Source organism: Chryseobacterium sp. 2987 (assembly GCF_031456375.1).
In the GTDB taxonomy this organism is placed as follows: Bacteria; Bacteroidota; Bacteroidia; order Flavobacteriales; family Weeksellaceae; genus Chryseobacterium; species Chryseobacterium vaccae.
The window spans coordinates 86,210-112,778 of the sequence record NZ_JAVDUN010000011.1 but is presented as its reverse complement, the minus strand read 5'-3'; the positions used below and the strand labels follow the sequence as shown (position 1 = coordinate 112,778).

Annotated in this window: 28 protein-coding genes; 12 read left to right on the top strand and 16 right to left on the bottom strand. The window is 37.3% G+C overall.

Features of this window, described 5'->3' with window-relative positions; translation table 11 throughout:
* Window positions 1–150: 150 nt before the first annotated feature.
* From J2Y40_RS22235 to J2Y40_RS22190, 10 genes are all read right to left on the bottom strand, one after another.
* On the bottom strand, window positions 151–591 hold the full coding sequence (locus tag J2Y40_RS22235) for a hypothetical protein (RefSeq protein ID WP_153392712.1): 441 nt from the start codon (window positions 589–591) through the stop codon (window positions 151–153).
* A gap of 18 nt (window positions 592–609) precedes the next feature.
* On the bottom strand, window positions 610–2,115 hold the full coding sequence (locus J2Y40_RS22230; protein ID WP_310001441.1) for a hypothetical protein: 1,506 nt from the start codon (window positions 2,113–2,115) through the stop codon (window positions 610–612).
* 48 nt (window positions 2,116–2,163) lie between these two features.
* On the bottom strand, window positions 2,164–3,651 hold the full coding sequence (locus J2Y40_RS22225; RefSeq protein ID WP_310001439.1) for a hypothetical protein: 1,488 nt from the start codon (window positions 3,649–3,651) through the stop codon (window positions 2,164–2,166).
* Window positions 3,652–3,677: 26 nt separating this feature from the next.
* Window positions 3,678–4,304, bottom strand: coding sequence for a hypothetical protein (locus tag J2Y40_RS22220; protein ID WP_310001437.1), 627 nt, complete (start codon window positions 4,302–4,304; stop codon window positions 3,678–3,680).
* Window positions 4,305–4,338: 34 nt separating this feature from the next.
* The gene (locus J2Y40_RS22215; protein ID WP_153392724.1) at window positions 4,339–4,701 is read right to left on the bottom strand and encodes a hypothetical protein; all 363 of its coding nucleotides are present in this window, start codon (window positions 4,699–4,701) and stop codon (window positions 4,339–4,341) included.
* A 411-nt stretch (window positions 4,702–5,112) separates the two neighbouring features.
* Entirely contained in the window at window positions 5,113–5,766 is a 654-nt protein-coding gene (locus J2Y40_RS22210; protein WP_310001433.1) for a porin family protein, read from the bottom strand.
* Between the two features lie 88 nt (window positions 5,767–5,854).
* Window positions 5,855–6,529 carry an outer membrane beta-barrel protein gene (locus J2Y40_RS22205; protein ID WP_153392729.1) on the bottom strand — a complete coding sequence of 225 codons (675 nt, stop codon included), beginning with the start codon at window positions 6,527–6,529 and terminating at the stop codon, window positions 5,855–5,857.
* 444 nt (window positions 6,530–6,973) lie between these two features.
* Window positions 6,974–7,471 (bottom strand): hypothetical protein, encoded by a 498-nt coding sequence (locus J2Y40_RS22200; RefSeq protein ID WP_310001431.1) that lies wholly within the window; start codon window positions 7,469–7,471, stop codon window positions 6,974–6,976.
* A gap of 143 nt (window positions 7,472–7,614) precedes the next feature.
* Entirely contained in the window at window positions 7,615–8,280 is a 666-nt protein-coding gene (locus tag J2Y40_RS22195) for a porin family protein (protein ID WP_153392735.1), read from the bottom strand.
* 220 nt (window positions 8,281–8,500) lie between these two features.
* Window positions 8,501–9,457, bottom strand: a complete 957-nt coding sequence (locus tag J2Y40_RS22190; protein ID WP_153392738.1) for a PhoH family protein — start codon at window positions 9,455–9,457, stop codon at window positions 8,501–8,503.
* A 137-nt stretch (window positions 9,458–9,594) separates the two neighbouring features.
* On the opposite strand from J2Y40_RS22190, the gene J2Y40_RS22185 reads away from it, so the two are divergent.
* The 5 genes from J2Y40_RS22185 to J2Y40_RS22165 all read left to right on the top strand — a co-directional run bounded on the left by J2Y40_RS22185 (window position 9,595) and on the right by J2Y40_RS22165 (window position 13,942).
* Window positions 9,595–10,422 carry an S-adenosyl-l-methionine hydroxide adenosyltransferase family protein gene (locus J2Y40_RS22185; RefSeq protein ID WP_153392741.1) on the top strand — a complete coding sequence of 276 codons (828 nt, stop codon included), beginning with the start codon at window positions 9,595–9,597 and terminating at the stop codon, window positions 10,420–10,422.
* 63 nt (window positions 10,423–10,485) lie between these two features.
* Window positions 10,486–11,793: a dihydrolipoamide acetyltransferase family protein gene (locus J2Y40_RS22180; protein ID WP_153392744.1), complete on the top strand. Its 1,308-nt coding sequence runs from the start codon at window positions 10,486–10,488 to the stop codon at window positions 11,791–11,793.
* A 49-nt stretch (window positions 11,794–11,842) separates the two neighbouring features.
* A complete protein-coding gene (locus J2Y40_RS22175; protein ID WP_153392747.1) occupies window positions 11,843–12,031 on the top strand; it encodes a hypothetical protein in 189 nt (62 codons plus the stop codon).
* A complete protein-coding gene (locus tag J2Y40_RS22170) occupies window positions 12,031–12,375 on the top strand; it encodes a hypothetical protein (RefSeq protein ID WP_153392750.1) in 345 nt (114 codons plus the stop codon). The genes J2Y40_RS22175 and J2Y40_RS22170 overlap by 1 nt, the downstream gene beginning before the upstream one ends.
* Window positions 12,376–12,580: 205 nt before the next feature.
* Window positions 12,581–13,942, top strand: a complete 1,362-nt coding sequence (locus J2Y40_RS22165; RefSeq protein WP_310001424.1) for a chloride channel protein — start codon at window positions 12,581–12,583, stop codon at window positions 13,940–13,942.
* On the opposite strand, the gene J2Y40_RS22160 is transcribed toward J2Y40_RS22165, so the two are convergent.
* Window positions 13,933–14,538, bottom strand: coding sequence for a hypothetical protein (locus tag J2Y40_RS22160; RefSeq protein ID WP_310001422.1), 606 nt, complete (start codon window positions 14,536–14,538; stop codon window positions 13,933–13,935). The two genes, J2Y40_RS22165 and J2Y40_RS22160, sit on opposite strands and share 10 nt — an antisense overlap.
* 139 nt (window positions 14,539–14,677) lie before the next feature.
* Here J2Y40_RS22160 and rpsF point away from each other — a divergent pair, with 139 nt between their 5' ends.
* From rpsF to J2Y40_RS22140, 4 genes are all read left to right on the top strand, one after another.
* Complete coding sequence (gene rpsF / locus J2Y40_RS22155) at window positions 14,678–15,019, top strand: 30S ribosomal protein S6 (RefSeq protein ID WP_153392759.1); 342 nt, start codon at window positions 14,678–14,680, stop codon at window positions 15,017–15,019.
* Window positions 15,020–15,050: 31 nt separating this feature from the next.
* Window positions 15,051–15,353 carry a 30S ribosomal protein S18 gene (rpsR, locus tag J2Y40_RS22150; protein WP_007844708.1) on the top strand — a complete coding sequence of 101 codons (303 nt, stop codon included), beginning with the start codon at window positions 15,051–15,053 and terminating at the stop codon, window positions 15,351–15,353.
* A 113-nt stretch (window positions 15,354–15,466) separates the two neighbouring features.
* On the top strand, window positions 15,467–15,967 hold the full coding sequence (gene rplI, locus J2Y40_RS22145; protein WP_310001416.1) for a 50S ribosomal protein L9: 501 nt from the start codon (window positions 15,467–15,469) through the stop codon (window positions 15,965–15,967).
* 153 nt (window positions 15,968–16,120) lie between these two features.
* Window positions 16,121–17,482: an aldehyde dehydrogenase gene (locus tag J2Y40_RS22140; protein ID WP_310001414.1), complete on the top strand. Its 1,362-nt coding sequence runs from the start codon at window positions 16,121–16,123 to the stop codon at window positions 17,480–17,482.
* Between the two features lie 34 nt (window positions 17,483–17,516).
* Here J2Y40_RS22140 and J2Y40_RS22135 read toward each other — a convergent pair whose 3' ends face one another.
* Complete coding sequence (locus tag J2Y40_RS22135) at window positions 17,517–18,089, bottom strand: thioredoxin family protein (RefSeq protein ID WP_310001412.1); 573 nt, start codon at window positions 18,087–18,089, stop codon at window positions 17,517–17,519.
* Window positions 18,090–18,169: 80 nt separating this feature from the next.
* Between J2Y40_RS22135 and J2Y40_RS22130 the strand changes: the two genes are divergently transcribed.
* The 3 genes from J2Y40_RS22130 to J2Y40_RS22120 are packed head-to-tail and all read left to right on the top strand — an operon-like array spanning window position 18,170 to window position 20,651.
* A complete protein-coding gene (locus J2Y40_RS22130; protein WP_310001410.1) occupies window positions 18,170–19,054 on the top strand; it encodes a lysophospholipid acyltransferase family protein in 885 nt (294 codons plus the stop codon).
* Window positions 19,055–19,060: 6 nt separating this feature from the next.
* Window positions 19,061–20,041, top strand: coding sequence for a glycosyltransferase family 2 protein (locus tag J2Y40_RS22125; protein ID WP_310001408.1), 981 nt, complete (start codon window positions 19,061–19,063; stop codon window positions 20,039–20,041).
* A gap of 55 nt (window positions 20,042–20,096) precedes the next feature.
* The gene (locus J2Y40_RS22120; RefSeq protein WP_153392775.1) at window positions 20,097–20,651 is read left to right on the top strand and encodes a 3'-5' exonuclease; all 555 of its coding nucleotides are present in this window, start codon (window positions 20,097–20,099) and stop codon (window positions 20,649–20,651) included.
* A 59-nt stretch (window positions 20,652–20,710) separates the two neighbouring features.
* Here the strand turns inward: J2Y40_RS22120 and apaG are convergent, their stop codons facing one another.
* From apaG to J2Y40_RS22100, 4 genes are all read right to left on the bottom strand, one after another.
* Entirely contained in the window at window positions 20,711–21,100 is a 390-nt protein-coding gene (gene apaG / locus J2Y40_RS22115) for a Co2+/Mg2+ efflux protein ApaG (protein ID WP_153392778.1), read from the bottom strand.
* A 79-nt stretch (window positions 21,101–21,179) separates the two neighbouring features.
* Window positions 21,180–22,433 (bottom strand): 2-oxoglutarate dehydrogenase complex dihydrolipoyllysine-residue succinyltransferase, encoded by a 1,254-nt coding sequence (gene odhB / locus J2Y40_RS22110; protein WP_153392781.1) that lies wholly within the window; start codon window positions 22,431–22,433, stop codon window positions 21,180–21,182.
* Between the two features lie 39 nt (window positions 22,434–22,472).
* Complete coding sequence (locus J2Y40_RS22105; RefSeq protein ID WP_153392784.1) at window positions 22,473–25,286, bottom strand: 2-oxoglutarate dehydrogenase E1 component; 2,814 nt, start codon at window positions 25,284–25,286, stop codon at window positions 22,473–22,475.
* Window positions 25,287–25,410: 124 nt separating this feature from the next.
* A complete protein-coding gene (locus tag J2Y40_RS22100; RefSeq protein WP_310001403.1) occupies window positions 25,411–26,454 on the bottom strand; it encodes an SRPBCC domain-containing protein in 1,044 nt (347 codons plus the stop codon).
* Between the last annotated feature and the right edge of the window lie 115 nt (window positions 26,455–26,569).

Below are 26,569 nucleotides of genomic sequence, written 5' to 3'. Positions count from 1 at the left end.
TATAGATTCAATCGAACGATAAGAGTTTTTGTGAAGATTAATACATTCTAATTTGAAAGCAACGCTAAATTTTTCTTTTCTATACATAAAAAAATACCCCTAAAAAGTGTCTAACTTTTTGGGGGCAGTCCAGATGTGAACCGGATTTTTTTATGATTTTTTTAAGTCCTCGTCAAAATAAGGAATTTCATCAAATGATTCTTTTACCTTAAAAATATCTTTGTTGGTTACAAATAACCTGTATTTATAATCATGATCTTCCTTTATATCGTTCTGCATTGTCTTGATGTCGAGACTTTCCAATATGTCTTTATACCAATTAAATACAGACAATGAGCGTGTAAAGACTACCAGATGACAATGATGTATTTTCATCACATAGTCATGATAAAAACGGATTGCCTCCTGTTTATCCGGGCTTGAAAAAAGGGTTTCCACTACCTGTCCCCGTTCATAATAATTGATCTGCCATTGCCCAGCCTTCATTTCCAGCCGTTCCATATCATCATAACGCTGTCCACCAACCCCTTCAATACAAAAACGGACGCAGCCTTCTGCTATCAATTGATTGTACAATTCATTAAGTTCCATCTTTCCGAAATTTTAATATTAATATGGTGAGGGTTGAAATATCTGGGATATCATCTGGTGTTTTTCCGAATAAAACAGGTAGAGTGTTCCCCACAATCCATAACGGTAAAACTGGGCTACAAATTTCATTTTCTCCCCGTCGGGATCAAGCGGTATCTCATCTTTCTGTTCCCAGGCAGCTGCTTCGCCTATCCACAATTTGTCGAAAGGCACACCGTCTTCTTCATCATCTTCATAATGATGCCCTACCGCCTGTACAATGCGCTCAATACCATTTTTAGTTTTATTGTTGGTGAAATTCAACAGGGCAGGTTCACTACCGTACGGATGCATTATCCCATCAAGCGCTCTTTCCTGTTCAAAGTCATGCCACCACAAATAACTTTGGGTCTCCAGCATCATTACAGCCTGCTGCAGAGTATACTTCCCTGAAAGACTAAAGCGTTTAGTCTTAGAATATTCTTCTTTTGTTACTTTTATCTTCTCGCCAATATGTTCAAAGGTATATTTCCCGTTGCCCCTATCCAGAATGACTTTATTTTCACTCTTTTCAATGTAATTTCTTTTCCATACCTCATTTTTTTCAAGACATTTAAGGGTAAACTCAAATGTATCAGGCAGACCTTCTTTTTCACTGACTTCAACATGTATTCCATCCCGTTTATGGTAATTGATTCCGCTGTATGAACTGCGAAAATGATCAACCGCAAATTTTTTGATTACTTCTCCTGCATCAGCCATTACATTTTTATCTTGTATACCGTGAATGTTCCAATAATTTACTTTGATATTCCAATCAGTCTTATCTTCTTTAAAAACTGCTGAAAACATATCATATCTGCTGTAAGAGCTTAGTTTCTTTAATGGAATGAGATGCTTTGCCATTTTCTTAGAGGCCGTGAAGCCTTTCCTGGTCTTTTTGTATAGCATCTTTTCGGTGATCTTTACATCACATTCCGGAATGTGCATGGTAATTTCTTTCAAAAAGCCATCGGCATCATAATGGTATCTGAAAAATTTCAGATTCATCCATCTTCTATTACCAAGGTAATATTGCACAGTCTCCGTAACAGGCATGGATATTCCGTTGATAATTTCATAGCCGTAGATGTCACGCTCATTGGGTCTGTATAAATACGAACCTGACTGCGTCAGCTGGCCGTCATTACTATATTTATCCACCCTTTCGTAACTCAGGCTTTCAATATAATCTATTGAGGTCTGAAGATATTCGCGCTCTTTATTAAGGTAATACCAATCAAGCTTCCTAAGGTTAAGCGGAGCAAGCAGCTGATATTTACCGCCTGCCAGCCGGAAATCCATACGGCCCATCTCTTCATTCTGGATAAAAAAAATAAAAGGAATACCTTCCCACTTCTCATCAACAATACTGCCGTCCAGCTTTAAAATAGGCTTCAATACATTTTTGAAACCTTTAATGCTAGTCAGACAGCTTCCCAAACTGGGATTACTCTCTATTTTAGTCTTCTTTTCTGATGTGGACAGTATGAAATCTTTTCCCATTTTAAATTATTTCGGTTAATATTGTTCAAGGTCGTTTATGATATAGCATTATGTACACTGAAACACCTGAGATACTATCTGGTGCTTCTCCGAATAAAACAAAAACAGCGATCCGAACATATGGTCGTGGTCCAGTTGGGCTACAAATTCCATCTCCTGCCCGTCTGGGTCATGTGGGGTTTCGTCACTTTGCAGCCAGTCCGGTTCACCTGTACGCAATGTGCCTTCGGTTGGGTTATCTTTTATTTCTACTTCCTGCATAATGCGCTCAATACCATTTTCAGTTTTGTTATAGATAAACTTCAGCTCTCTAGGCCAGTCAAAAACTCTTTCCTGTTCAAAATTGCTACACCAAAGATAGCTTTCGGTATGTACGATCATTATGGCCTGCTGCAGGGTATATTGTCCGGAAAGAACAAACTGCCCGGTACCATATCTATTTTCCGAAGTTACCTGTATTTCATTACCCAAATGTTCAAAGGTATATTTACCGCCCCATTTCCATTGCATTACCACTTTCTTATTACTTTTCACGGTGTATTCCAGAGGTGCATCACTGGTTTCTTCAGGAAAGCTGAAAGTATATTCAATAGTGTCGGGCAGACTATCATTTTCATTGACTTTGGCCTGTATCTCATCTTGTCTTTCAATTTTACAGGTATATTTGAGAAATCCGGAATACGAATCATAGAAATGATTAAATGCATGCCGATATATCATGTCGCCATAATCAGCATTGGTTACCGGCTTTTTTAAAGTAATGGAACGTCCCTCAATTTCCAGGTACCATGCATCCTCTTCTTCTTCAAATTTAGCTGAAAAAGGTATCCGCGTGTATGTAACCCCAAGGTTTTTATCTATTGCAGGAAGAATGTGGGAGGCCAGTTCCTTTGATGCAGTGAAGCCCTTGCGGGTCTTTTTGTAAAGGATCTTTTCAGTGATCTTTATATCGCCTCCCGGCTGATGTATGGTAATTCCTTCAATGAATCCATCTGCATCATAATGATAGGTATGCAATTCCGAATCCAGCCATTCCCCGTTGCCTTTATAATACTGTACTATTTTTGTAACCGGCATGAGTGCTCCGCCAACTTTATTATAACTGTATACCAGACGCTTCTGTGGACTGTACGAATACGAGCCCGACTGCATCAGAAGTCCGTCATTGCTGTAATGATCTACCTGTTTATAATTAAGTTCTTCTATCTTGTCTACCGAGGTTTGAAGGTGCTTACGCTTCACACCCATATCCTCATATTCTTCAAATTCATCAATTTTTTCCAGTTTAAGCGGGGCAAGCAGTCGGTATTTTTGATCTTCCAGACGGAAGTCCATGCGGCTTACATCCACATTCTGGATGATGAAAGTAAATGGAATTCCTTCCCATTTTTCATTGACTACGCCACCGTCCAGCTTTACAATAGGCAGCAGCTTCTTTTTGAACCCTTTTGTATCGTTCAGGCAGCTTTTCAGGCTGGGAAACCCTTCAATTTTAGATTTCTTTTTTGAAGGTGACAATATAAATTCTTTTTCCATTTCAAATTATTTTTGTTCCGTACAGATTACTTTTTAACACCTACCCAATTCCTGTCAAGGTCGCTGTATGGATAAATTTTTATCATCTTCAGCATATTGACGAACCCCTCATGTCCAAACATTTCTACGGTAGCCAGCTCTTCTTCAAATATCTCCATGCATAGCAGCAGATGGTGTTTGCGACCTTCAATATCAAATTCTTCATACACATCAAAAATGATATATCTTGGCTGGCCATCGCTTCCGGATATCTGGCAGATCTCATACGGATTGAATACTCTCCCGTATGCTGCACCTGCTATCTGCGTAAAGTTTTCGCACATACGTCTTTCCATGGTATTGAATGCGGTGGGAGGGTCCTGATTGATATCGTTGAAAGGCTGTTTTGTAAATGCGATCAGCTCATACGTTCCTTTTTGGTTGGGTTTTGTACCTTTTCCATCCGTAGTGATGAGTTCCATTGTGGTAAACCCGGTTCCTTCTATGTGATTTGGAAAATAATGCATATCCACGGCTCCTAATGTCATGCCTGCAATTACCCTGAATGGGATTACTGCGTGGCCAATCACTTCTGCCGAAGGGCCCAATGTGTTTTCAATGGCCTGTTGTTTCAGATTGTAATGTTCAATATATTTTTCGTTGCTGTCATTCATGGGATTCGTTTATTTTTTATAAGTATTATTGTCTTTACTCTATCACCAGCTTTACTCTTGTTATACCTTCTTCATCATCATATTCTTCATTGTACACACGTTTACCAATGATTCCATTTATTGCTGCTTGTACATCTTCCAATTCTCCTCCAAGTTCCAGAGTAACATTTCTTGAAGCATAATAGCTCTCCTCATCAATAAAATCGGATACATGCAGGTAAAACTGATTAAGTATATCTTCCAGCGGGTATTGTGAATCTTCCTCTCCTTCAAGTTCATAACTCAGGGCAAAGACATAATGACTCTCTTCAATATCTCTGTAGATGTTTCCTTCAGTCAGCTCGTAATTCGGGTTTTCTTTGTATTTATCAAGCTGTACTAATTGTATGTTTTTCATGGTTATTATAGTTATTGTTTAAAAATATATTCTGATTTCCTTATCAAGACCTTCAAACTTTCGATTGTAAAAAGTCTCTATACAATTGATTATTGACAGGATTTCTTAACCCTGCTTTTGATAAAAGAAGAAAAATTCACATTCACTTTAAAATTTTTGATATTGGTGGTAAGTTAATTTACTTTAGAATTACCTTCTGGATAGCCGCCTTTAGGGCTGTAGTATATTATTGAAACCCATTCGGATCATCTGGCTGTCTTTAGTTATTTTGATGTCAAACCATCAAAAAAGCTCTATAACATCTATTAATAGTAGTTTTTTCATGATTATTGTTTAAATATTAGTTTTATACAAATATAAAAAAAGTCCTGAGAAATAAATTTCAGGACTTTAATTTATCAAAAAAGATCTCTATTTAAACTTGTACCCTACTCCGATCTGAAGGAAGTTCATTTTCATTTTTTCATCGTTCACCGGATCTTTGATCATATTAGACAGACCAAAACTGTATCTTGCATCAACGAATAAACCTTTATAAATGTTATAATCTGCTCCAAAGAAAAGTCCGAAATCCGCAGACTTCAGCCCGTCATTAAATTGTTTTTCAAGAAACTGCTCAGCAGCATTGATTGATGCAGGATTTCCTACAGCGCCTTCCAGCTCAACTTTTACTTTAGTACTTGTTTTAATGCTTATATAAGGTCCTGCATAAATTCCCAACTCCGGTGTAGCATAATATCTGGCAGATACAGGAATCACAATTCTGTTCATTTTGAATTTTTCTGTTACGGTAATACTTCCGATACCCACTTCAGCTTTGCCGCCTAAACCGGCATATTCCAACTCTCCCTGGATTGCAAATTCATTATTGAACTTGTGCTCAACCAAAGCCCCGATATAAAATCCCGATTTAGATTTCAAACTGCCTTTAATCCCATCCAGTTCAATATCGTTTTCATTCCCGGTTAATTTGGATAGTGCATAGCCGCCTTTTACCCCAAATCTGGTTTGGGCATTCATTCCCGTAAACAGAGCAAGAGCTCCGATTAATAAGATTTTTTTCATGATTATTAGTTTAAATTTGATTTATAAAGATAAAAAAAAGCCCTAAAAATTACTCTTTAGGGCTTCTATTTTATAAATGTTTTGTTAATTACTTAGCAAAAACATATTTAACTCCGATAGTTACAGAAGATAAGTTTAATCCGAAGTTGTAGTTGTTTACACTTTTCGCACCATCTACATCGAACTTAGAAGTTCTGTATCCGAATTCACCGATAGTAGCTTCGATAGTCCAGTTTTTGTTTAAGAAATAATCTAAACCTGGCTTAACGTTAACACCGATTGTAGTGTAGTTAGCTTTGTTAGATGAAGACTGAGTAGCAGTAGTTGTTCCAGTTCCGGTTGTAGTAGTAGCAACAGATGAATTTTCGTTCTTAACGTTACCGAATTCCATTGGCACTTCTAATTGACCGAAGATGTAAAGTTTGTCAGCTAAAGTCCAGTATTTTCTTACGAATGGAGCAACAACGAATGCAGGCTTAGTTTCAGTAATTTCAGTAACTACAGTTGTGTTTCCAAAAGTCTGAGTGTTAGTTTTTGTACCTTTATCGCTTTTGTATCCAACTCCTAAACCTACAGCTAGGTTTGTACCTACGAAATATCCTGCAGTAGGAACAATTCTGAAGTTTTCTACTTTTGTATCGAAGTTGTTATCTTCTTCCTGAGCATAAGTTACCTGTCCTGAAAGATATGCAGTACCTTTAGCAATCTGAGCGTTGGATAAACCGAAAAGTGCAATAGCACCCGCTAATAATATTTTTTTCATTTTAAAAAATTTTAATACTTTCTGAGGGCAAATTTACAGTGAGCCCCTCTAATATTAAAATTTGTTAACCTGATTAATATCATTGTTAAAATTAATCATTTTCCGAAATTAAAACATAACAATAATGCAGCATTGAGGTTTTCACAATATTATGAATAAAAAAACTGAAATTTTTCAATGGTACTGGAATATCAATTATTTTCTTTAATTCATCAATTCATGAAAATTCATTCAAAATTTAAATTTTTAACACTTATTACAGCTTTAAAACGTTAATTTTTAAGATATTATACGCCAAAAATTAAACAAACGTTTAGATTTGAAGTCATAAATTTACAGTCCAACTCTTTAAAAAGTTCTTTTTTGTTAATATTTCTAGCCAATATCATAAAAAAACTCCGGCTTTTAGAGCCGAAGTCTTTCTTATTTGGTTTTTAAGTTTTCTTATTTAAGGAAGAAGTTATATCCAATATTTACAGCACCAATATTTCTACTGGCAGTATACCATCCGTAATCACGTCTACTGCTTACAGACTGATATCCTATATAAAGTTCACCTTTAGACATCTGATATCCGAATTTCGGCTGTGCATAGAACCCTCCGTCTACTCCATCTTTGGTAGAAATTCCGTATCCTAAATCTAGTCCAACAAAGATAGGAGCTCCTGAAAACTTATATTTTCCGGAAACTGCTACAGGGATAAATCCGAAATCATCAAAATGATCTTTTCCGAAGAAATGAGAATACCCTGTTGTAACTCCAAGGTCAAGACCTTTTGTAATATTCCACATATAAGCAGCATCTACTCCTAGTGTAAATGAAGAAGCATCGCCGGCATCCCCTACCGGAACTCCGATATGACCACCTAGTTTAAAACCTTCCTGTGCGTGTGCAGCGCCTCCTAAAAACGCAAAAGCACCTAGTAACAATAGTTTTTTCATTTTTAAAATAGTTTTCGATTGATGTCGCAAAATTACTAAATATTTCCATCACTCAGGCAAAATTCATGTATTGAATACCATAACAATAAGAAAAGCAGGAAAATTATCCTGCTTTTCGTTAAATAGTTATATGATTTCAGCGATTAATTTCCCCCGAATTTGAATCCCATCCCCACCTGAAGAAAACTGTTCGTTAATTTCGCATCTCCTGAGTTTTTTGCTAAATTAGAAACACCCATATTATATCTTGCATCAAAGAACAATCCATTTTCAAGTGCATATTCTGCACCCAGGAAAGGAGCAATATTCAATGTGTTCATCTGATCCTTAACATCTACTTTATCATTTCCTGATATTTCAAAGCCAGGAATCATTCCTAATCCAAAATCGGTTACGGTTTTCTCTTCTGCTGTAAGAATCAATCCGAAACTGGCTCCTGCAGATACTGAAAAATTCTCTGTAATAAAATATTTTGCAGAAACCGGAACCAATAAAGTTCCTAGCATTCTTTTTGATTTTACGCCGAAAAATGTTCCCGGATCGTCCTGATCTTCTACGTGTCTGTTGATTTTACCCCCAAGTTTTGAATAGAGAACTTCTCCCTGAAGCGCAAACTTGTCACTCAGTTTATGTTCAACCACTCCTCCTACATAGAACGTATGGGAAGGGTCTGTACTTTCAGATTTGTTGTTGTCTTTGAATTTTAAAGTTGAAAGAGAATATCCTGCTTTTACCCCGAATCTTGTTTCCTGAGCACTCATTTTAGCGCCTATCATTGCAATGGCTGCAATCAGTAATAGTTTTTTCATGATTATTTTTTAGTTCGACACAAAACTAGATATTTTTTCCAAATCCGCAAGTATTCATGAAACAAATTAAAATATTTAGAATAATTCCAGTATATATTAATTTTATATGCTCTTCTTTTCATGGCTTAAGATTTCAGACCTTCAATATAAAGAGTGCCGGGAAGTTTATACTCCACGGCACTATCTTATTTTCTTAAAATAATTTTCAGATCACGGAAATTTAATCTCTCAGTCTTTTTTCTTCATCATTATAGGCCAGGATAATCTTTCTCACCACAGGATGTCTTACTACGTCCTCTTCGGTAAGGTGTACAAAGCCTATTTCCTTAACATCTTTCAAGATTCTCATCGCCTCTTTCAATCCAGACTGCTGGTTTTTCGGAAGGTCAATCTGGCTGGGATCTCCAGTAATGATAAACTTAGCATTCATCCCCATTCTCGTAAGAAACATTTTCATCTGGGCATGGGTGGTATTCTGGGCTTCGTCAAGGATTACAAATGCATCATCCAGTGTCCTTCCTCTCATGAAAGCAAGCGGTGCCACTTCAATTACTTTTTTCTCCATAAACCCTTCCAGTTTCTCATGCGGAATCATATCCCGAAGTGCATCGTATAATGGCTGTAAATACGGATCCAGCTTTTCTTTAAGGTCTCCCGGTAAAAATCCAAGGCTCTCCCCTGCTTCTACCGCGGGTCTGGTCAGGATGATTCTTTTCACCTCTTTATCTCTCAAAGCCCTTGCAGCCAATGCTACACTGGTGTATGTTTTTCCGGTTCCGGCGGGTCCAATGGCAAAAACCATATCCTTCTTCTCTGTTTCTTTAACGAGTTTCTTAAGATTGGTTGTTTTCGCCTTAATAATCTTACCATTTACCCCCTTTACAATGATATCCTGGTCAAAAATCAGCTGTTTTTCATTTTCGTCTTTGATATTCAGAATATTTTCAACATCCTTTAGTTCGATGGAATTATGTTTGGAAATAAATTTAACAATATCATTCAGCTTCTGTTTAAGTATGTCTAAAGCTTCCTGATTCCCCATCGCAAAGATAAAATGGTCTCTTCCTGTAATTTTAAGGGTCGGAAAGCTTGATTTTATTAAATTGAAATATTGGTTATTAACACCATAGAAGATCTTTACATCAACATCTTCCAGATCATAGGTTAATTCAAACATGCAGTATTTTTATTTTTAGATTTTAAATTTAACGTTTTTTTTCAAATTTATATGAAATTCTTTTCGATAATCTTTCGGGCTTTCCTTTTATTTTAAATAACTTTGCAGGAAACACTATTTATTCTACTTCACAATCCATGTCAATTATTACCCTTACTTCGGATTTCGGAAACTTAGATTACAGAGTTGCTGCTGTGAAAGGCAAAATTCTGTCTCTAAACCCTGAGGTTAATATTATTGATATAACCCACGATATCCAGGCATTCAACCTTATACAAACCTCTTATATTGTTCGGAATGCTTATAAATATTTCCCTAAAGGAACCATTCATATCCTTTCTGTAGACAGTTTTTATAACAGATCAAGGAAAAACATTCTCTATAAAGCGGACGGCTCTTATTTTCTGGCCGCAGACAATGGGCTTTTAAGTCTTATTTTTTTTGATATAAAACCGGAAGCCATCTATGAGATTACACTGAACAGCCGTTTTGATGACATAGTAGACTTCACCTCTACCGATGTTTTCGTTCCTGCAGCAGTGCATTTAGCCGGCGGCGGACTTCCAGAGGTTATTGGAAGAAAAATAGACACTGCCAAACAGCTTCTTTTCCCTAAACCGGTTTATAACGAGTCGGAAAAGATGATTATTGGTGAGGTAACCTATATTGATAATTTCGGAAATATAATCTCGAATATCAGCAAAGATCTTTTTGAAACCATAAGCAAAGGACATGAAAGTTTTATGATCAAATTCAGGAATTTAACGCTTTCAAGAGTCTTTTCCAGCCACACAGAAGTGGTCTCAGACTGGGACAGGGAAACGGAATTTCACGGCCAGTCGGCAGCGATCTTCAATGACAGCCAGCTGTTGGAACTTACGATCTATAAAGGAAGCAAGAAAAACGGCGCGAAAAGCCTATTTGGACTGAATGTAGGAGAGAATATCTACATTGAATTTTTCTAAAATTATATATTTCATAAAAAAACCGATTTTTTTTATATATTTGTCAAAATCTAAAAATTAAAAATGGCAGAATACAAATTATTGCTTCCGTCAATGGGAGAAGGGGTTATGGAAGCGACGATTATCACTTGGTTATTCAATGAAGGTGATAATGTAAAAGAGGATGACTCCGTAGTAGAAATTGCAACAGATAAGGTAGATTCAGACGTTCCGACACCAGTTTCGGGGAAAATTGTAAAAATCTTAAAGCAAAAAGACGAAGTTGCAAAAGTTGGTGAAGCCATTGCTATTTTAGAAATTGAAGGTGAAGGCGGAAATACAGCTTCAGAAGAAGTAAAAACTGAAACTCCTGCAGCAGCTCCTGATGCCAATACTTTAAAAACCATTGAAGAACCATTAAAAGCAGCTGCTTCAAACGTAGAATTTTCTGGAGACCTTTATCTTTCTCCACTGGTAAAGTCTATCGCACAGCAGGAAAACATTTCTGAAGCAGAACTGAAAACCATCAAAGGAAGTGGTTTAGAAGGAAGAATTACCAAAGAAGATATACTGGCTTATGTAGCCAATAGAGGAAGCCAGCCACAACAGGCTGCACCGGTTCAGCAGACGGTTTCTGCTCCGGCTCCTGTTTCAGCACCAGCTGCAACGATTACTGCGGCTGCGGGTGATGAGATCATTCCAATGGACAGAATGAGAAAGATCATCGCTGAAAACATGGTAAAAGCAAAACAAATTGCTCCGCACGTTACTTCTTTCATTGAAACAGATGTAACCAACGTGGTGAAATGGAGAAATAAAAACAAATCTCTTTTCGAAAAACGTGAAGGTGAAAAACTGACTTTCATGCCGATTTTCGTGAAAGCTGTAGTGAAAGCTATTCAGGATTTCCCAATGATCAATGTTTCCATAAGCGGTGAAAATATCATCAAAAAGAAAAACATCAATATCGGTATGGCTACTGCCCTTCCGGATGGAAACCTTATCGTTCCTGTGATCAAGAATGCTGATCAGCTTTCTCTTTCAGGTCTTGCAAAAGCAATTAACGATTTAGCTTACAGAGCTAGAAACAAGAAATTAAGACCAGAAGATACGCAGGGAGCAACTTATACCATATCCAACGTAGGAAGCTTCGGAAACCTAATGGGAACTCCAATTATTCCTCAGCCTCAGGTTGCTATTTTAGCCATTGGTGCGATCGTTAAGAAGCCTGCAGTTCTTGAAACCGCAGACGGGGATGTAATTGCAATCAGAAACTTAATGTTCATGTCTCATTCTTATGATCACAGAGTAGTAGACGGCTCTCTTGGAGGAATGATGCTGAAGCACGTTCACGATTATCTTGAAAACTGGGATCTTAATACTGAAATCTAAGATTTACAATTCAATAGAATTTAAATAACAATACAAAATCAATAAGAACATGAAAAATACAACTTTAATTGCTATTATCTCACTGATTGTGATCGTTCTTATTGATTTTGTTCAGATTGTCCTAAGCTTTTTCGAGGTCTATTCATTGCCGGTGTTCAGGCTGTTTGGTGTTTTAAACCTTATTGCCTTCGCAGGTCTGCTTCCGTTTTTTATTGCCCTTTATAAAAAGCAGAAATAATGGATCCCGAACTTAAAGAACTTTTTGAACTTAAAGACGAAAAGGAGGAAACAGGCACACCTAAAATTCCAGAACAAAACGTCATTAAACATGTTTTAATCCGTCTTGCCGTTCTTATTGTCGGAACTATTGGTTTTGGAATTGCCATGAGCCAAGAACAAGGTTGGGGCGTAATGGGATATCTGCTGTTTATGATGGCTTTCCACGCAATCTGGGCTATTTTTATGATTATTGAAGCTCTGGTATTGCAGAGCAATAAAAAACTGATCCTCAGAAATACAAATTTTGCTTTAATTGCAGGCCTCTTATTTATTTACGGCTTGTTCTTAGGCTGGTTTAAATGATAAATTAGAAGCTTCTCTTCCCAGGGAAGCTTTTTTATTGTACTTATTTCAACCCTCACACCCAGATAAAGTGAAAATTGAACATGTAATTTATTCCCTCCTATTTTTCATCTGTTTCTTAGTTTTTGCCGATTATTTAATCCTGACATTTTTAAATCCCGGATATTTTTCATAATTTTTCACATGTCATTTCTAAACTGCACACATGCTGAAAATTTTTGTTCTGCTTCGCAGGAGCCTTAAAAAATCCTTTGACAATATCCGGAATGAACAGCTTAAGTACAACCTGCTTCAAGCCATTCCCTTTTGGATAGGGTCGGTAATTACAGGTTTTTTTGCAGTGATGTATGCCCAGATATTTGCGTGGGGAGAACATCTTTTAAACTTCATTCTCGACTGGCACGCGTGGATGATTTTCATTATTGCTCCCATTGGTTTTGTTCTTTCATGGTGGCTGGTGAAAGAGTTTGCTCCCAATGCCAAAGGAAGCGGTATTCCACAGGTAATGGCTGCTGTGGAACTGGCCAATCCTAAAGAACATAAAAAGATCAGAAGTCTTTTAAGCATTAAAATCATTGTTTTCAAGATCCTTTCATCGGTGATCCTGGTTATCGGAGGCGGAGCTGTAGGACGTGAAGGTCCCACTATTCAGATTGCAGGCTCGGTATTCAGGAAAGTCAATGAATATCTTCCGGAATGGTGGCCAAAAATTTCCAAGAAAAATATGATTATGACCGGTGCTGCTGCGGGTCTTGCGGCTGCCTTCAATACGCCTCTTGGAGGAATTGTGTTTGCTGTGGAAGAACTCTCAAAAACACATATCAACTACTTTAAAACCGCCTTGTTTACTGCGGTCATCATAGCTGGATTAACTGCTCAGACTTTAGCTGGGTCTTATTTATACCTCGGCTATCCGAAGACCAATGATGTTTCTCTTATGGTAATGTTTCCGATCATTCTTGTGGCGGGAACAGCCGGAATCCTGGCCAGCCAACTCTCTGTGAGTATGCTGAAAATGAATGACTGGAAAAAAAGAAAACTTACTACAGATAAATCCAATGTGATCTTTTTAGTGATCTGTGCCCTGTTTATCGCTTCTATCGCCTATTTTATCAACAGGGAAATCCTGGGTTCCGGAAAAGAAATCATGGAACGGGTACTTTTCACGAAAGATAAGCATGAAGATTGGTATGTTCCCATCCTGAGGATGCTGGGGCCTGCCCTTTCCTTTACATCCGGCGGAGCAGGCGGAATTTTTGCACCGGCCCTTACAGCAGGAGCCAGTATAGGATCTGTTATTTCAGGGGCTATTCATTTAACCCCCAATGAAACCAATGTGGTTATTCTTGCCGGAATGGTTGCTTTTCTTACCGGAATTACCCGTGCTCCCTTTACTTCTGCCATCATTGTGCTGGAAATGACAGACAGACATTCGCTTATTTTTCACCTGATGCTCGCAGGAATGGTTTCTTCCATTGCTTCAATTCTGGTGAGCAGACATTCACTGTATGATGTGATCAAGATGAACTTTTTAACGGAAATCAGAAGCCAGAAGGATCAACCCTGATTTTTCTTAAGCATTATCTTTAAATCTTTCATGGCTTCAAGTACTGCTTCAGCGGCTTCATAATCAGTCATTTTAATAACTAACTTATCCAGCTCTGTTTTAGAATTCTTAGTCTTGTAGGTTACAATATTCAGAAAAAAAATATTGTTCTTCCTTTTTGAAATATGATGAAAATCAACCACTCGCCCTAAATCCCATACCTCTCCTTCATTAAGAACTTTACCCTTTTTATTGACTGAATTTATTCTTATCTGATCTCCTTCAAATTCTGCATTTATTTTAAAATCTTCATCGTCACGATCAATACCGAATTCATTAATTTTATTGATGATTAAGGCCTTAGCTTCCTCAGCTGTTTCATATTTCCCAAGAATCTCAGATTTACCGTTCTTATATATTATTTTATAAATCTCCAGCTTTTCAAGAGAACGAACAGGACCTGTTAAATTATCCAACTCTTTATAAGCAATATTCACAGTCCCCACTTCTGTAATTTTTGCTTCGAATTGATCTCCATTCTTTTTGAAAATCTTATCCTGAGAATAACATACGGTACTCATCAATAATAATGGTAAAATATAAACTTCAGTTTTCATAGTGTCATTAATTTCTTGGCCGGCTAATATACAAAACAGCAATCATAAATCCTCAACAAATTTTAAGGTTAGTATTGCATATTACAAATATATTTTTTACTTTTGCACCTCGAAATAATTAACAAATTCATTTAACATTATGAACAATTACGAAACTGTTTTCATTTTAACTCCCGTTCTATCTGACGCACAGGTGGAGGAAGCAGTGAAAAAATTTGAAGATCTTTTAAAAGAAAAGAACTGCGAAATCGTTGCTAAAGAAAACTGGGGATTAAAAAAATTAGCTTATCCAATTCAATTAAAAAAGAACGGATTCTACACTTTAATCGAGTTTAAAGGTGAAGGTACTGTAGTTGCTGATCTAGAATTAGCTTTCAAACGTGACGAAAGAGTAATTCGTTACTTAACTACAAAACTTGACAAACACGCTGTTGAGTACGCTGTAACTAGAAGAACTAAAGTAAAAGCAGCTAAAGCTTAATTATTAACCCAATTTTTTAAAAAGACAAGACATGGCAATAGATGAAATGGCTAAACAAGCCTCAGCTGGAGGAGAATCAGAAGTAAAATTCTTAACTCCGCTTGATATCAACACTAAATCTGAAAAGAAATATTGTAGATTCAAAAAATTCGGAATTAAGCACGTAGATTACAAAGATGCTGACTTCTTACTACAGTTTGTAAACGAGCAGGGTAAAATTTTACCAAGAAGATATACTGGAACTTCTCTAAAATATCAAAGAAAAGTTTCTGCTGCTATCAAAAGAGCAAGACACCTTGCTTTAATGCCGTACGTAGCTGACTTATTAAAATAAGACAAAAAATAATAAAGGAAGAGGGCAACCTCTTCTTTTGTTGCTGAATAATACTAATTTAATTCTAACTTGATTTTAGATACCATTCTAAAATCTAAAAAAGGACAACAACAATGGAAATTATCCTAAAAAAAGACGTAGAAAACTTAGGACTTGAGTTTGATACAGTAAACGTAAAGCCAGGTTATGCTAGAAACTTCCTAATCCCTCAAGGATTTGCTCTTTTAGCTACTCCAAAAAACAAGGCTGCTTTAGAAGCTACTCTTGAAGCTAGAAAAGAAGAAGAAGCTAAATTAATCGCTGCTGCAAACGGTGTAGTTGAGCAATTAAAGAAAACTTCTATTACTATTCCTGCAAAAGTAGGTGCTGGTGATAAACTATTCGGTTCTATCAACAATGCTGATCTAGCTGAAGTTTTAGGAAAAGCTGGTGTTTCTGTAGATAAGAAATACATCAAGATTCCTGGTAACACGATCAAAAGAACTGGTAAATTCTCAGCTCTTATCAGACTTCACAGAAATGTTGAGTACAACTATGAGTTTGATATCGTATCTGATGCTCCGGTTGAAGCTCCTGCTCCTAAGAAGGAAGAAGTTAAATCTGAAGAAGCTTAATCAGACGAGAATTTTCTCACCATACAAAACCACTTCAATTTTTGGAGTGGTTTTTTGTTGTTTATATCTCCCCTCCCATCATTCTTCCTTCCTGTAAAAATACGACATGATATTTTAGGCAAAAAATTTGCTGTATTTCCGGAAATATGATTTATGGAGATTCAGGACGTTATATCCAGCCAAAGAGAGTTTTTTAAAACCCAGCAGACTAAAAGCATTCCGTTCAGGAAAATGTATCTTGAAAAACTGCGGGATGTTATCATAAAAAATGATGGGCTTTTGTACGAAGCAATTGATAGGGACTTTGGTAAATCGAAGTTTGATACCTTAACAACTGAGATTTCTTTTGTACTGAATGATATTGATTATTATCTCAAAAATCTCAACTCGCTTTCAAAACCGAAAAAAGTCAGGACCAATCTAGTCAATCAGATCGGGAAAAGCAGGATTTATCAGGATCCTTTGGGATGTGTTCTGGTGATTGGGGCCTGGAATTATCCTTATCAGCTTTCACTTTCTCCTATGATTGCTGCCATAGCCGCAGGAAACTGCTGCATTCTGAAACCCAGTGAAATTGCGTTCCATACTATGAAAGCAATGGCAAAGGTTATTAATGAAAGCTTTCCTTCAGAGTATCTGTATGTGTACGAAGGTGGTATAGAGGAAACTACAGAATTACTGAAATACAGATTTGACAAAATATTCTTCACCGGAAGCACTAAAGTAGGCAAAATCATCTACAAAGCAGCAGCTGAACATCTGACACCGGTTGTTCTTGAATTAGGCGGAAAATCACCTGTTATCATAACGAAACATGCCAATCTGGAAATAGCAGCCAAAAGAATTGTGTGGGGGAAATTTCTGAATGCCGGACAAACCTGTGTAGCCCCGGATTATTTACTTGTAGAAGAATCTGTAGAAGAGCAATTCATAGAAATGCTCAGGAAATTTATCCGGGAGTTTCAATATGAACCTGATTCACCACAATATACCCGGATTATTAATAGCAGAAATTTTCAGAGACTGATCCGTCTTATTGATTCAGAGAAGGTCTATTTCGGAGGAAATTTCAATGAAGAAAAACTGTATATAGAACCTACTATTCTGCATCCTGTTACCTGGGAAGACTCTATCATGGAGGAAGAGATTTTTGGTCCGATTCTTCCTGTAATCAGCTTTAAAAATTTCAATACAGTCCTCAATACTATTGTAGAAATGGAAAAACCGCTTGCGGCCTATCTTTTTACCAGTAACGCAGAAGAAAAAGGACTGTTCACACGAAAACTCTCTTTTGGAGGTGGCTGCATCAATGATGTAGTGATGCATTTAAGTAATGATCATCTTCCATTTGGGGGAACCGGAGCATCCGGCATCGGAAATTATCACGGGAAATATGGTTTTGAAGCATTTTCACACCAAAAATCCGTTCTGGAAAAAGCAACCTGGGGCGAACCGGATATTAAATATCCGCCGTATTCTGATAAAAAATTGAGTTGGATCAGGAAATTGCTGTAAATAAAAAAACCGGAAAAAATTCCGGTTTATATTTTTAAGACTTGGGAGCCCATTGATAAAAAAACTCTTTTGTTTTCTCCAGGCTGTACCCCTTTCCTTCTTCAAGAACTGAACTGTCCTTCAGTACATGAATTTTTTTCCCATTCTTATCCAGAACAATGAAAAAAGGATAGGCCTGCTTTTCTTTGATATTGATATATTTTGCGAAAACCTTCGGGTTCTCATTATCCGGAGAGTAATTCAGGTGATAATACAGATACTTTTTATCTACTATTTCCTTCAGTTCAGGAGTGGTCTGTACAAAATTATTAAAGCGCAGGCACCAGATACACCAGTTTCCTCCCGCCTGGATGATAATATTTTTCCCTTCTTTCTTAGCCTGGGCTATTAATTTATTAAGATCAGCCTGGGCATCAGCTTTCGGATCGTAGGGTTTAGGAAGTTTTGCTTTCTCCTCGCCTGCTTTCTTCTTCGCATCCAGTTCAGCATGGTCAGGCTTTACCAGAAGAGCGTTGTCATGCATTCTGTCTTCCTTCATCTTTTGGGCATCTTGAGAAAAAGCCAGTGTACTCAATCCCAAAAAAGCAATAATTACTAAATTTTTCATAACATAAAAATAAAAAAAATAATACTTATTGCAAGCAAAAATAGAACCATAATTTTATTATCACTAAATTTGCGTGTTTTATGAATTTCTTAATCAAAATATTATTCCTCATTTCCCGACTTCCGCTTAAGGTATTGTATATTTTTTCGGACGTTATGTTTTTCCTAAATTATTATTTTGTAGGATACAGGAAGAAGGTCATTACACAGAATCTACGCAATTCTTTTCCTGATAAATCTGAAGAGGAGATCAGAAAAATAAGAAAAAAATTCTATCGTAATTTCTCAGACTATCTTGTTGAGACCATTAAATCATTCAGTATTTCTGAGACGGAATCAAGAGTCAGAATGCAGCATATCAACCAGGAATTGTTTCATGAAGCTAAAGCAGAAGGTAAAAATATCATTCTTCTTGCAGGACATGTTTTTAACTGGGAATGGATTAATGCGCTGGCCAAAGTTATTCCCCAGAAACACTCTCATCCTGTATATAGAAAGGTAAACAGCGATTTCTGGGAAAATCAGATGAAGAAGGTCCGTAATAAATTCGGGAATGAGGCGCTGGAAGCCAATGAGGTGATCATGAATATCTTCAGATCTAAAAATGACGGTAGTTCAGCGTATATGTTTGTGGCAGACCAAACCCCTCATGTTGCTCATGTTAATTACGGGTTGGATTTCTTAAACCAGAGAACACCTGCTTTTATCGGCTACGATAAACTGGCGACCAGAATGGATCTTGTTTTTATCTACTGTGAAATGAAAAAGGTAAAACGAGGGTATTATCAGGTCAATTATCACAGAATTTATCCGGATGGAGAAAAATTTGTTGAACATGAGGTGGTAAAAAAGTTCCATAAGCTTTTAGAAAATACACTTCATAAGAGACCGGATAATTATCTATGGTCACACAGAAAGTGGAAATACAAGGATTCTATCAAAACATTTGATTCTGAAAAAATATAGTTGCAGATGTCCAAAAAATTAGCAGTTGCCATCCTGAACTGGAACGGCAGAAAATGGCTTGAACAGTTTCTTCCCAATGTCGTCCGATTTTCTCAGGAAGCTGACATTTATGTGATCGATAATCTTTCTACTGATGATTCTATCCCATTTCTGAAGGCTCACTACCCTGAGGTGAAGATCATTAAGAACGATAAGAATTATGGGTTTGCAGGCGGATATAATGCAGGTTTGAAAGAAGTTCAGAACGAATACTACTGTCTCCTTAATTCCGATGTAGAAGTTACTGAAAACTGGATAGATCCGGTGATGAAAGTATTTGAGAAAGATGCTTCCATTGCTGCAGTACAACCTAAAATTCTTTCTTTTAACAATAAGAAATATTTTGAATTTGCCGGAGCTGGTGGTGGTCTTATCGATAATTTAGGATATCCTTACTGCCGCGGGCGCGTTTTTGATGATCTGGAAGAAGATAAGGGCCAATATGATGATGAGACGGAGATCTTCTGGGCATCCGGCTGCTGTCTTTTCATACGTTCCAAAGATTTTTGGGAGCAGGAAGGTTTTGATGCACGATTTTTCGCCCATCAGGAAGAAATTGATCTCTGCTGGAGATTGATCAACTCAGGTAAAAAAATTTTTTATACGGGACAATCCAAAGTATATCATGTAGGCGGAGGAACACTGAATAAACAAAGTGCTCAGAAAACGTATCTCAATATCAGGAACAATCTTTCCATGATGCTGAAAAACTTACCTTTTCCAAGGCTGATCTGGCTGATCTTTTTCAGGCTTTGCCTAGACGGTGTCGCCGGGATCTATTTTGGCTTAAAACAAGGCTTTCCGCATCTTTGGGCTGTTGTAAGGGCACACTTCGGGTTTTACGGGCATGCAGCCGGAACATGGAAGCTCCGTCAGAAAAACCAGAAAGATGAATTTTACCAGACGAAATGGTTGATTTTCACCCATTTTTTAGGTGGAAAAAAATAGAGGAAAAATTTTCAGATCACTTTAAACTCAAAACATTAAACTCTAAATCAACATAATGGATTTCTGCGCAATAGATTTTGAAACAGCTACCCATGAAAAAAGCTCAGCCTGTGAGATGGGAATCTGTGTGGTTCAGGATTCTAAAATTGTGGAAACCAAAACGTGGCTGATTAAACCTCCAAGTTTTCCTTATTTCAGCCGATTCAACATTGATGTACACGGGATAAACCCCGAGGATGTAAAGGATGCTCCTACTTTTGATGAAATCTGGTATGAAGCGGAAGAGATGATGTACGGAAGCCTGATGATTGCCCACAATGCCGGTTTTGATGCCAATGTATTAAGGGGATGCCTTGAGCATTACGGAATGTTTACTCCCAAGCTGAATTATCTGTGCAGCATACAGCTGGCTAAAAAATCATGGAATTATCTTCCGAAATACGGACTAAAGCCTCTTGCAGAATACCATAATATTCAATTTAATCATCACCGGGCGGGTGCTGACGCCGAGGTATGCGCCAAAATCTCATTACTGGCCTTTGAAAAGCTGTTTCTGACCACTAATGAGGAAGTGAATGATGTAATGAAGGCCAAGATTAAAAAGCTTTAAATCTTCTTTAATCCCAGCCTGCATATCTATTTATATATTGTACTTATTCTGTACAAAAATTAATTGCTTAAAACTTCCGACAACAGGTTAAACTTAGGAATATCAATATCGAATATTTCCTGCGTTTCCATATTTTTAACCTGGTATTTTCCGCTCATACTTCCTACTCCGGAACGGAGCATTACATTGGAGAAATAAGCGAAATTTTCGCCTGCGGAGATCTCAGGGGTTAGCCCGATTACTCCGTCACCTATAATCTCGGTATATCCAAAACCTACGTCAAAGATCAGCCATTTTCTTTTAAGCACCTTAATCGGGAACAATCCGTCATTTTCAATGGTGATCGTATATTTAAAGACATAGCGGTTTTCAGATGGATAACTGTTTTTACTATCATATTCAGGAATTACTGAAACTTTGATATTAGAGGTCACTTTTGAAAACATCATTTTGAGTATTTTCTTAATAAATACAAAAATCTCGCCTTTTTAGGCGAGATTGTAAACTTATATTATATTTTTAATAAAATTATAATCCAAGGCCTTTTCTTTCGTCACCTCCCATTAATACTCCAACAGGATTGTCGATACCTTCTTTTACCGCTACAAGGAATCCTACAGATTCTTTTCCGTCGATAATTCTGTGGTCATAAGACATCGCAACGTACATCATTGGTCTGATCACTACTTGTCCGTCAACAGCAACCGGTCTCTGGATAATGTTGTGCATACCAAGGATTGCAGATTGAGGAGGGTTGATGATTGGGGTAGACATCATAGATCCGAAAGTACCACCGTTTGTAATGGTGAAAGTACCACCAGTCATTTCGTCAACTGTAATTTTACCGTCTCTTACTTTTGTAGCAAGATCTTTAATGTTGGCTTCAACCGCACTGAAAGACATGTTTTCTGCATTTCTCAATACAGGAACCATCAATCCTTTAGGACCTGAAACTGCAATTGAAATATCACAGAAATCATAGTTTACTTTGAAATCTCCGTCAATAGATGCATTTACATCCGGGTACATCTGAAGAGCTCTTGTAACTGCTTTAGTGAAGAAAGACATGAAACCAAGTCCTACTCCATGCTTCTGAGCAAATTCTTCTTTATATAGTTTTCTTAATCTGAAGATTTCAGACATGTCAACTTCGTTGAAAGTTGTTAACATCGCTGTTTCATTCTTTACAGAAACTAATCTCTGAGCGATTTTTCTTCTAAGAACAGAAAGTTTTGTTGTTGTTGTAGATCTTGATCCTGTTGCTGTAAGAGGGTTTCCACCTAATGCAGGAACAGCCGCTAATTCAGCATCAGTTTTAGTGATTCTTCCGTCTCTTCCTGTACCTGAAACCTGTCCTGCATCCATTCCTTTTTCATCAAGGATTTTCTTAGCAGCCGGAGATGGAGCTCCTGTAGCATAAGTTTGTGGAGCAGCAACCGGAGCTGCTGGCTTCGGAGCCTCTTGTTTAGCAGGTTCAGCAGCTTTCGGAGCTTCTTCCTGTTTTGGAGCTTCAGCAGCAGGTGCAGCACCTTCTGGTCTTGCAGCATCCATATCAATTAAACAAACTACCTGACCTACTTGTACTACATCACCTTCTTCTGCTTTTAAAGTGATAATACCACTTTGTTCTGCAGGTAATTCCAGGGTTGCTTTATCTGAGTCTACTTCAGCGATAGGTTGATCTTTTTCTACATAATCACCATCTTTTACAAGCCAAGTTGCAATTTCAACTTCTGTAATGGATTCGCCCGGTGAAGGAACTTTCATTTCTAAAACTGACATATTGAGTATTTTTTATTTTTTAATTGATTATTATTTAAATTAAGCTGTTACAGGTCTTTTTGCAGGAGCATCATCTCTGTCGAAAACTCTGTTGATTACAGCATTCTGGTTCTTTTCGAACATTTTATGGCTTCCCGGAGCAGGAGTACCACTTGGTACCGGAGCAATAACCTCAATTCCTGTATTTCTGAAGTTTCTCAGGATATAAGACCAGGCACCCATATTTTCTGGCTCTTCCTGTGCCCATACCAATTGTTTTCTGTTTTCATATTTGCTGAAGATTGCTTCGATAGCATCCGTCTGAAGCGGATATAACTGTTCGAATCTCACTAATGCAATATTTTCACAGTTCAGTTCTTCTTTCTTCGCTAATAGTTCGAAATACAGTTTACCTGAACAAAGAACCAATTTCTCTACTTTTTTAGGATCTGCTGTAGGATCATCTAAGATTGGCTGGAATGAACCTGTTGCAAAATCTTCAAGTGGAGAAACCACTTTCGGATGTCTTAATAAAGATTTAGGGCTCATTACTACCAATGGCTTTCTGAATGCCCATTTCAGCTGTCTTCTTAATAGGTGGAAGTAGTTGGCTGGTGAAGTAATATTCGCTACAACCATATTTTCGTTGGCACAAAGAGTCAGGAATCTTTCCAGTCTTGCTGAAGAGTGTTCTGCTCCCTGTCCTTCTGAACCATGAGGTAAAAGCATTACCAATCCATCCTGAATCTTCCATTTTTCTTCTGCTGCTGCCAGATATTGATCTACAATGATCTGAGCACCGTTCACGAAGTCTCCGAACTGAGCTTCCCAGATTGTTAATGTATTAGGAGAAGCCATTGCATATCCATAATCAAATCCTAAAACTCCGTATTCTGAAAGATGAGAGTTGTATACATCAAATCTGCTTTCTGAAACATGTCTTAGAGGGATATACTCTTCTTCTGTATCTTCTGTTTTAACTACGGCATGTCTGTGAGAGAAAGTACCTCTTTCCACATCTTCTCCGGAGATTCTTACGTTGTGACCTTCCACGAGAAGTGTAGCATAAGCCAACCACTCTCCTAGTGCCCAGTCTAATGAATTTCCTTCAATAGCCTTGATACGGTTTTCGAAAAGTCTTGTAATTTTATTGATAAACTTTTTATCTTCAGGAAGAGTTGACATTTTAAGAGCCAGTTCCTTCAGCTTTGCTAAGTCATATTTTGTATCAACCGGTAACTGAACCGCTCCTCTCTTTCCGATTGGATATTTTATCCAGTCTTCAGCCATGAATACATCCATTACGTTTTTCTCGATCTCTTTGGAAGCATCAAAGTCTTTATCTAAAAGTGCTTTGAAATCTACTTCCATCTTCTTGATGATATCGTTGGAAATAACGCTGTCGTTGATTAATTTCTCTTTATAAATTTCTCTTGGATTCGGGTGTTTAGAAATCGCCTTGTATAGATTAGGCTGAGTAAATCTTGGCTCATCTCCTTCGTTGTGACCGTATTTTCTGTATCCTAAAAGATCGATATAAACATCTTTCCCGAATTTTGCTCTGAAATCAGCAGCAAAGTGCATTGCATGAACAACTGCTTCCGCATCGTCAGCATTTACGTGCATTACAGGAGATTCTGTAACTTTTGCAATGTCTGTACAGTAAGTTGAAGATCTTGCATCATGGAAGTTAGTGGTGAAAGACACCTGGTTGTTTACTACAATGTGCACCGTTCCTCCCGTTCTGTATCCTTCCAAAGTCATCATCTGAGCTACTTCATAAGCAATTCCCTGACCTGCGATAGCACCGTCACCGTGGATGATGATTGGTAAAACCTTAGAATATTCTTTATATTTATCATCAACCTTTGCACGGCAGATCCCTTCTACAAGAGCTGCTACTGTTTCAAGGTGAGAAGGGTTCGGAGTAAGGTTGATGCAAACTTCTTCTCCTGAAGCTGTTTTTACTTTTTTAGATGATCCTAAGTGATATTTAACATCACCAGAGAATACGTCTTCTTCAAATTCTTTTCCTTCAAATTCTGAGAAGATCTGTTTGTATGATTTTCCGAAGATATTGGATAATACATTCAATCTTCCTCTGTGAGCCATTCCTAATACTACTTCATCTACTCCCAGTTGAGAAGATCTTGAGATCAGCTGATCCAAAGCAGGGATTAAAGTCTCCCCTCCTTCCAGTGAAAATCTTTTCTGTCCTACAAATTTAGTGTGAAGGTAACTTTCAAAGGCTACCGCCTGATTTAATTTTAATAAGATTTCTGTTTTTTCATTGGCAGAAAGACTTGGATGGTTTTCGTTAACCTGAAGCCATCTTTTGATGAAATCTTTTTCCTCAACATTGTTGATGTGCATATATTCCACTCCGATAGAATCGCAGTAAATATTTTCCAGGTGCTTGATAAGGTCTGCTAATGTTGCAGGTTCTTTCATTCCTGTTTCAACAGCACAGTTAAATTTCGTATTTAAATCCTCTTTAGAAAGACCGAAGTTCTCAATGTCTAAAGTAGGAGTATAATGTCTTCTTTCTCTAACCGGGTTTGTTTTGGTAAACAGGTGCCCTCTTGTTCTGTAAGCCTCGATAAGGTTTACTACTTTGAATTCTTTTTTGATGTGCTCAGGAACCTCTCCGCCTGCTACAGCCTGAGAGATCTGCTGTACTGCCGGTACAGTGCTGGCCGGAGCCTGGATGTATTGGATGTTATCGTCATCTCCATAGTTCTCCAAAGCAAAATCGAAACCTTGAAAAAAGGCTTTCCATGATGGCTCTAAAGAATCCGGGAATTTTAAGTACTGTTGGTATAAATCCTCAATTAACTGAGAATGAGCTGCGTTTAGGAATGAAAATCTGTCCATTATTACAGTTTATCTATTATTAAAATTTATTTGTAGAATTAATCTTCAAATTTAATAAAAAAAACCGATTTGGAACAGCCTGAAGGCATTAAAAAAAATTATCGAAAAAATTATTTTTTTAAAATCACTTAAACACTGATAATGAGAGCTTAACATTCACTTCCTGCCCTTCTACCGGACGCTCAATGAAAGTCATACGGATATCTCCGAAGCGCATCTCGTCTTTTTTGGCTTTCTGAATTAGCTGCTGAATTGCCCTTATTCTGCCTTCGTAGCTTCCTTTGTAGTACATGACGTAATTTTGGGACGGATTTACGGTTCTGAAATTGAAGTTATTATCCGTCACACCAATCTTCTTGGAAAGCGGGATTCCCAGGAAGTAAGATATTTCTTTGTCTTTGTAATTGTCTGCATCTGTAACCAGCACAGGATACCCGAATTCATCCTCTTTTTTACCAAGGTCCATTGTCACATAATTGTAAACTTTGCTGTAGTTCATCACAATATTTTTGTAAAGCGCATCTTTCTTGTTGGATGCACTTACATTGGTTCCCAAAAGCACTTTATCTTCTTCATTTTCAACCATAAGACTGTCATATTTAATGGCAGCCATCTGATTGTCTTTTTCTACCTTATTACCCAGAACATTTTTCAGGTTGACCATGCTTTTATCGATATTTTCGGCAAAACGGTCTTCGGTCCAGAAATTCTCAACCCTTCTCAGAACAGAAAGTTTTGGAGTATGTACATTCCAGATAATCCTGGTTTTTTCAGCAGAGACAGCTTTAAATTTAACGTCTACCACTGTAGGATTTTCATTACGGTCCTCAAAAAGCTGATATCTTAACGATCTGTTCGGATTTTCATAACGGATGAACATTTCTCCGTCTGTATCGTTTTTAGGGTCTACATAACTGATTGCACTTCCCTGTCCTTCATAAGGAGTATAATAATCAATATCAATAGACGGCGAACTTGTAAAAAAGTTGTTCCATCGGGTAAAATGCTGCAGATTATTAAACTGGGAAAAGACTTTATCAATGGGATAATCAATCTCTTTTTCAATTTTAAAGTCCTTGTTTTCATCCACAAAATAATACATGGAAGCAGCATAAGCTCCTACCAGAAGAACAAGAATTACGGCTGTTATTTTAAAAAAACGCATCATACAAAAGTAATACAAATAAAAAAAGTGACCAATATATTGATCACTTTAAGAGTATACTTTAGTTAATTTATATTACTTTTCCGTTAATAGAGAAATCATACATCTTTTTTAAACT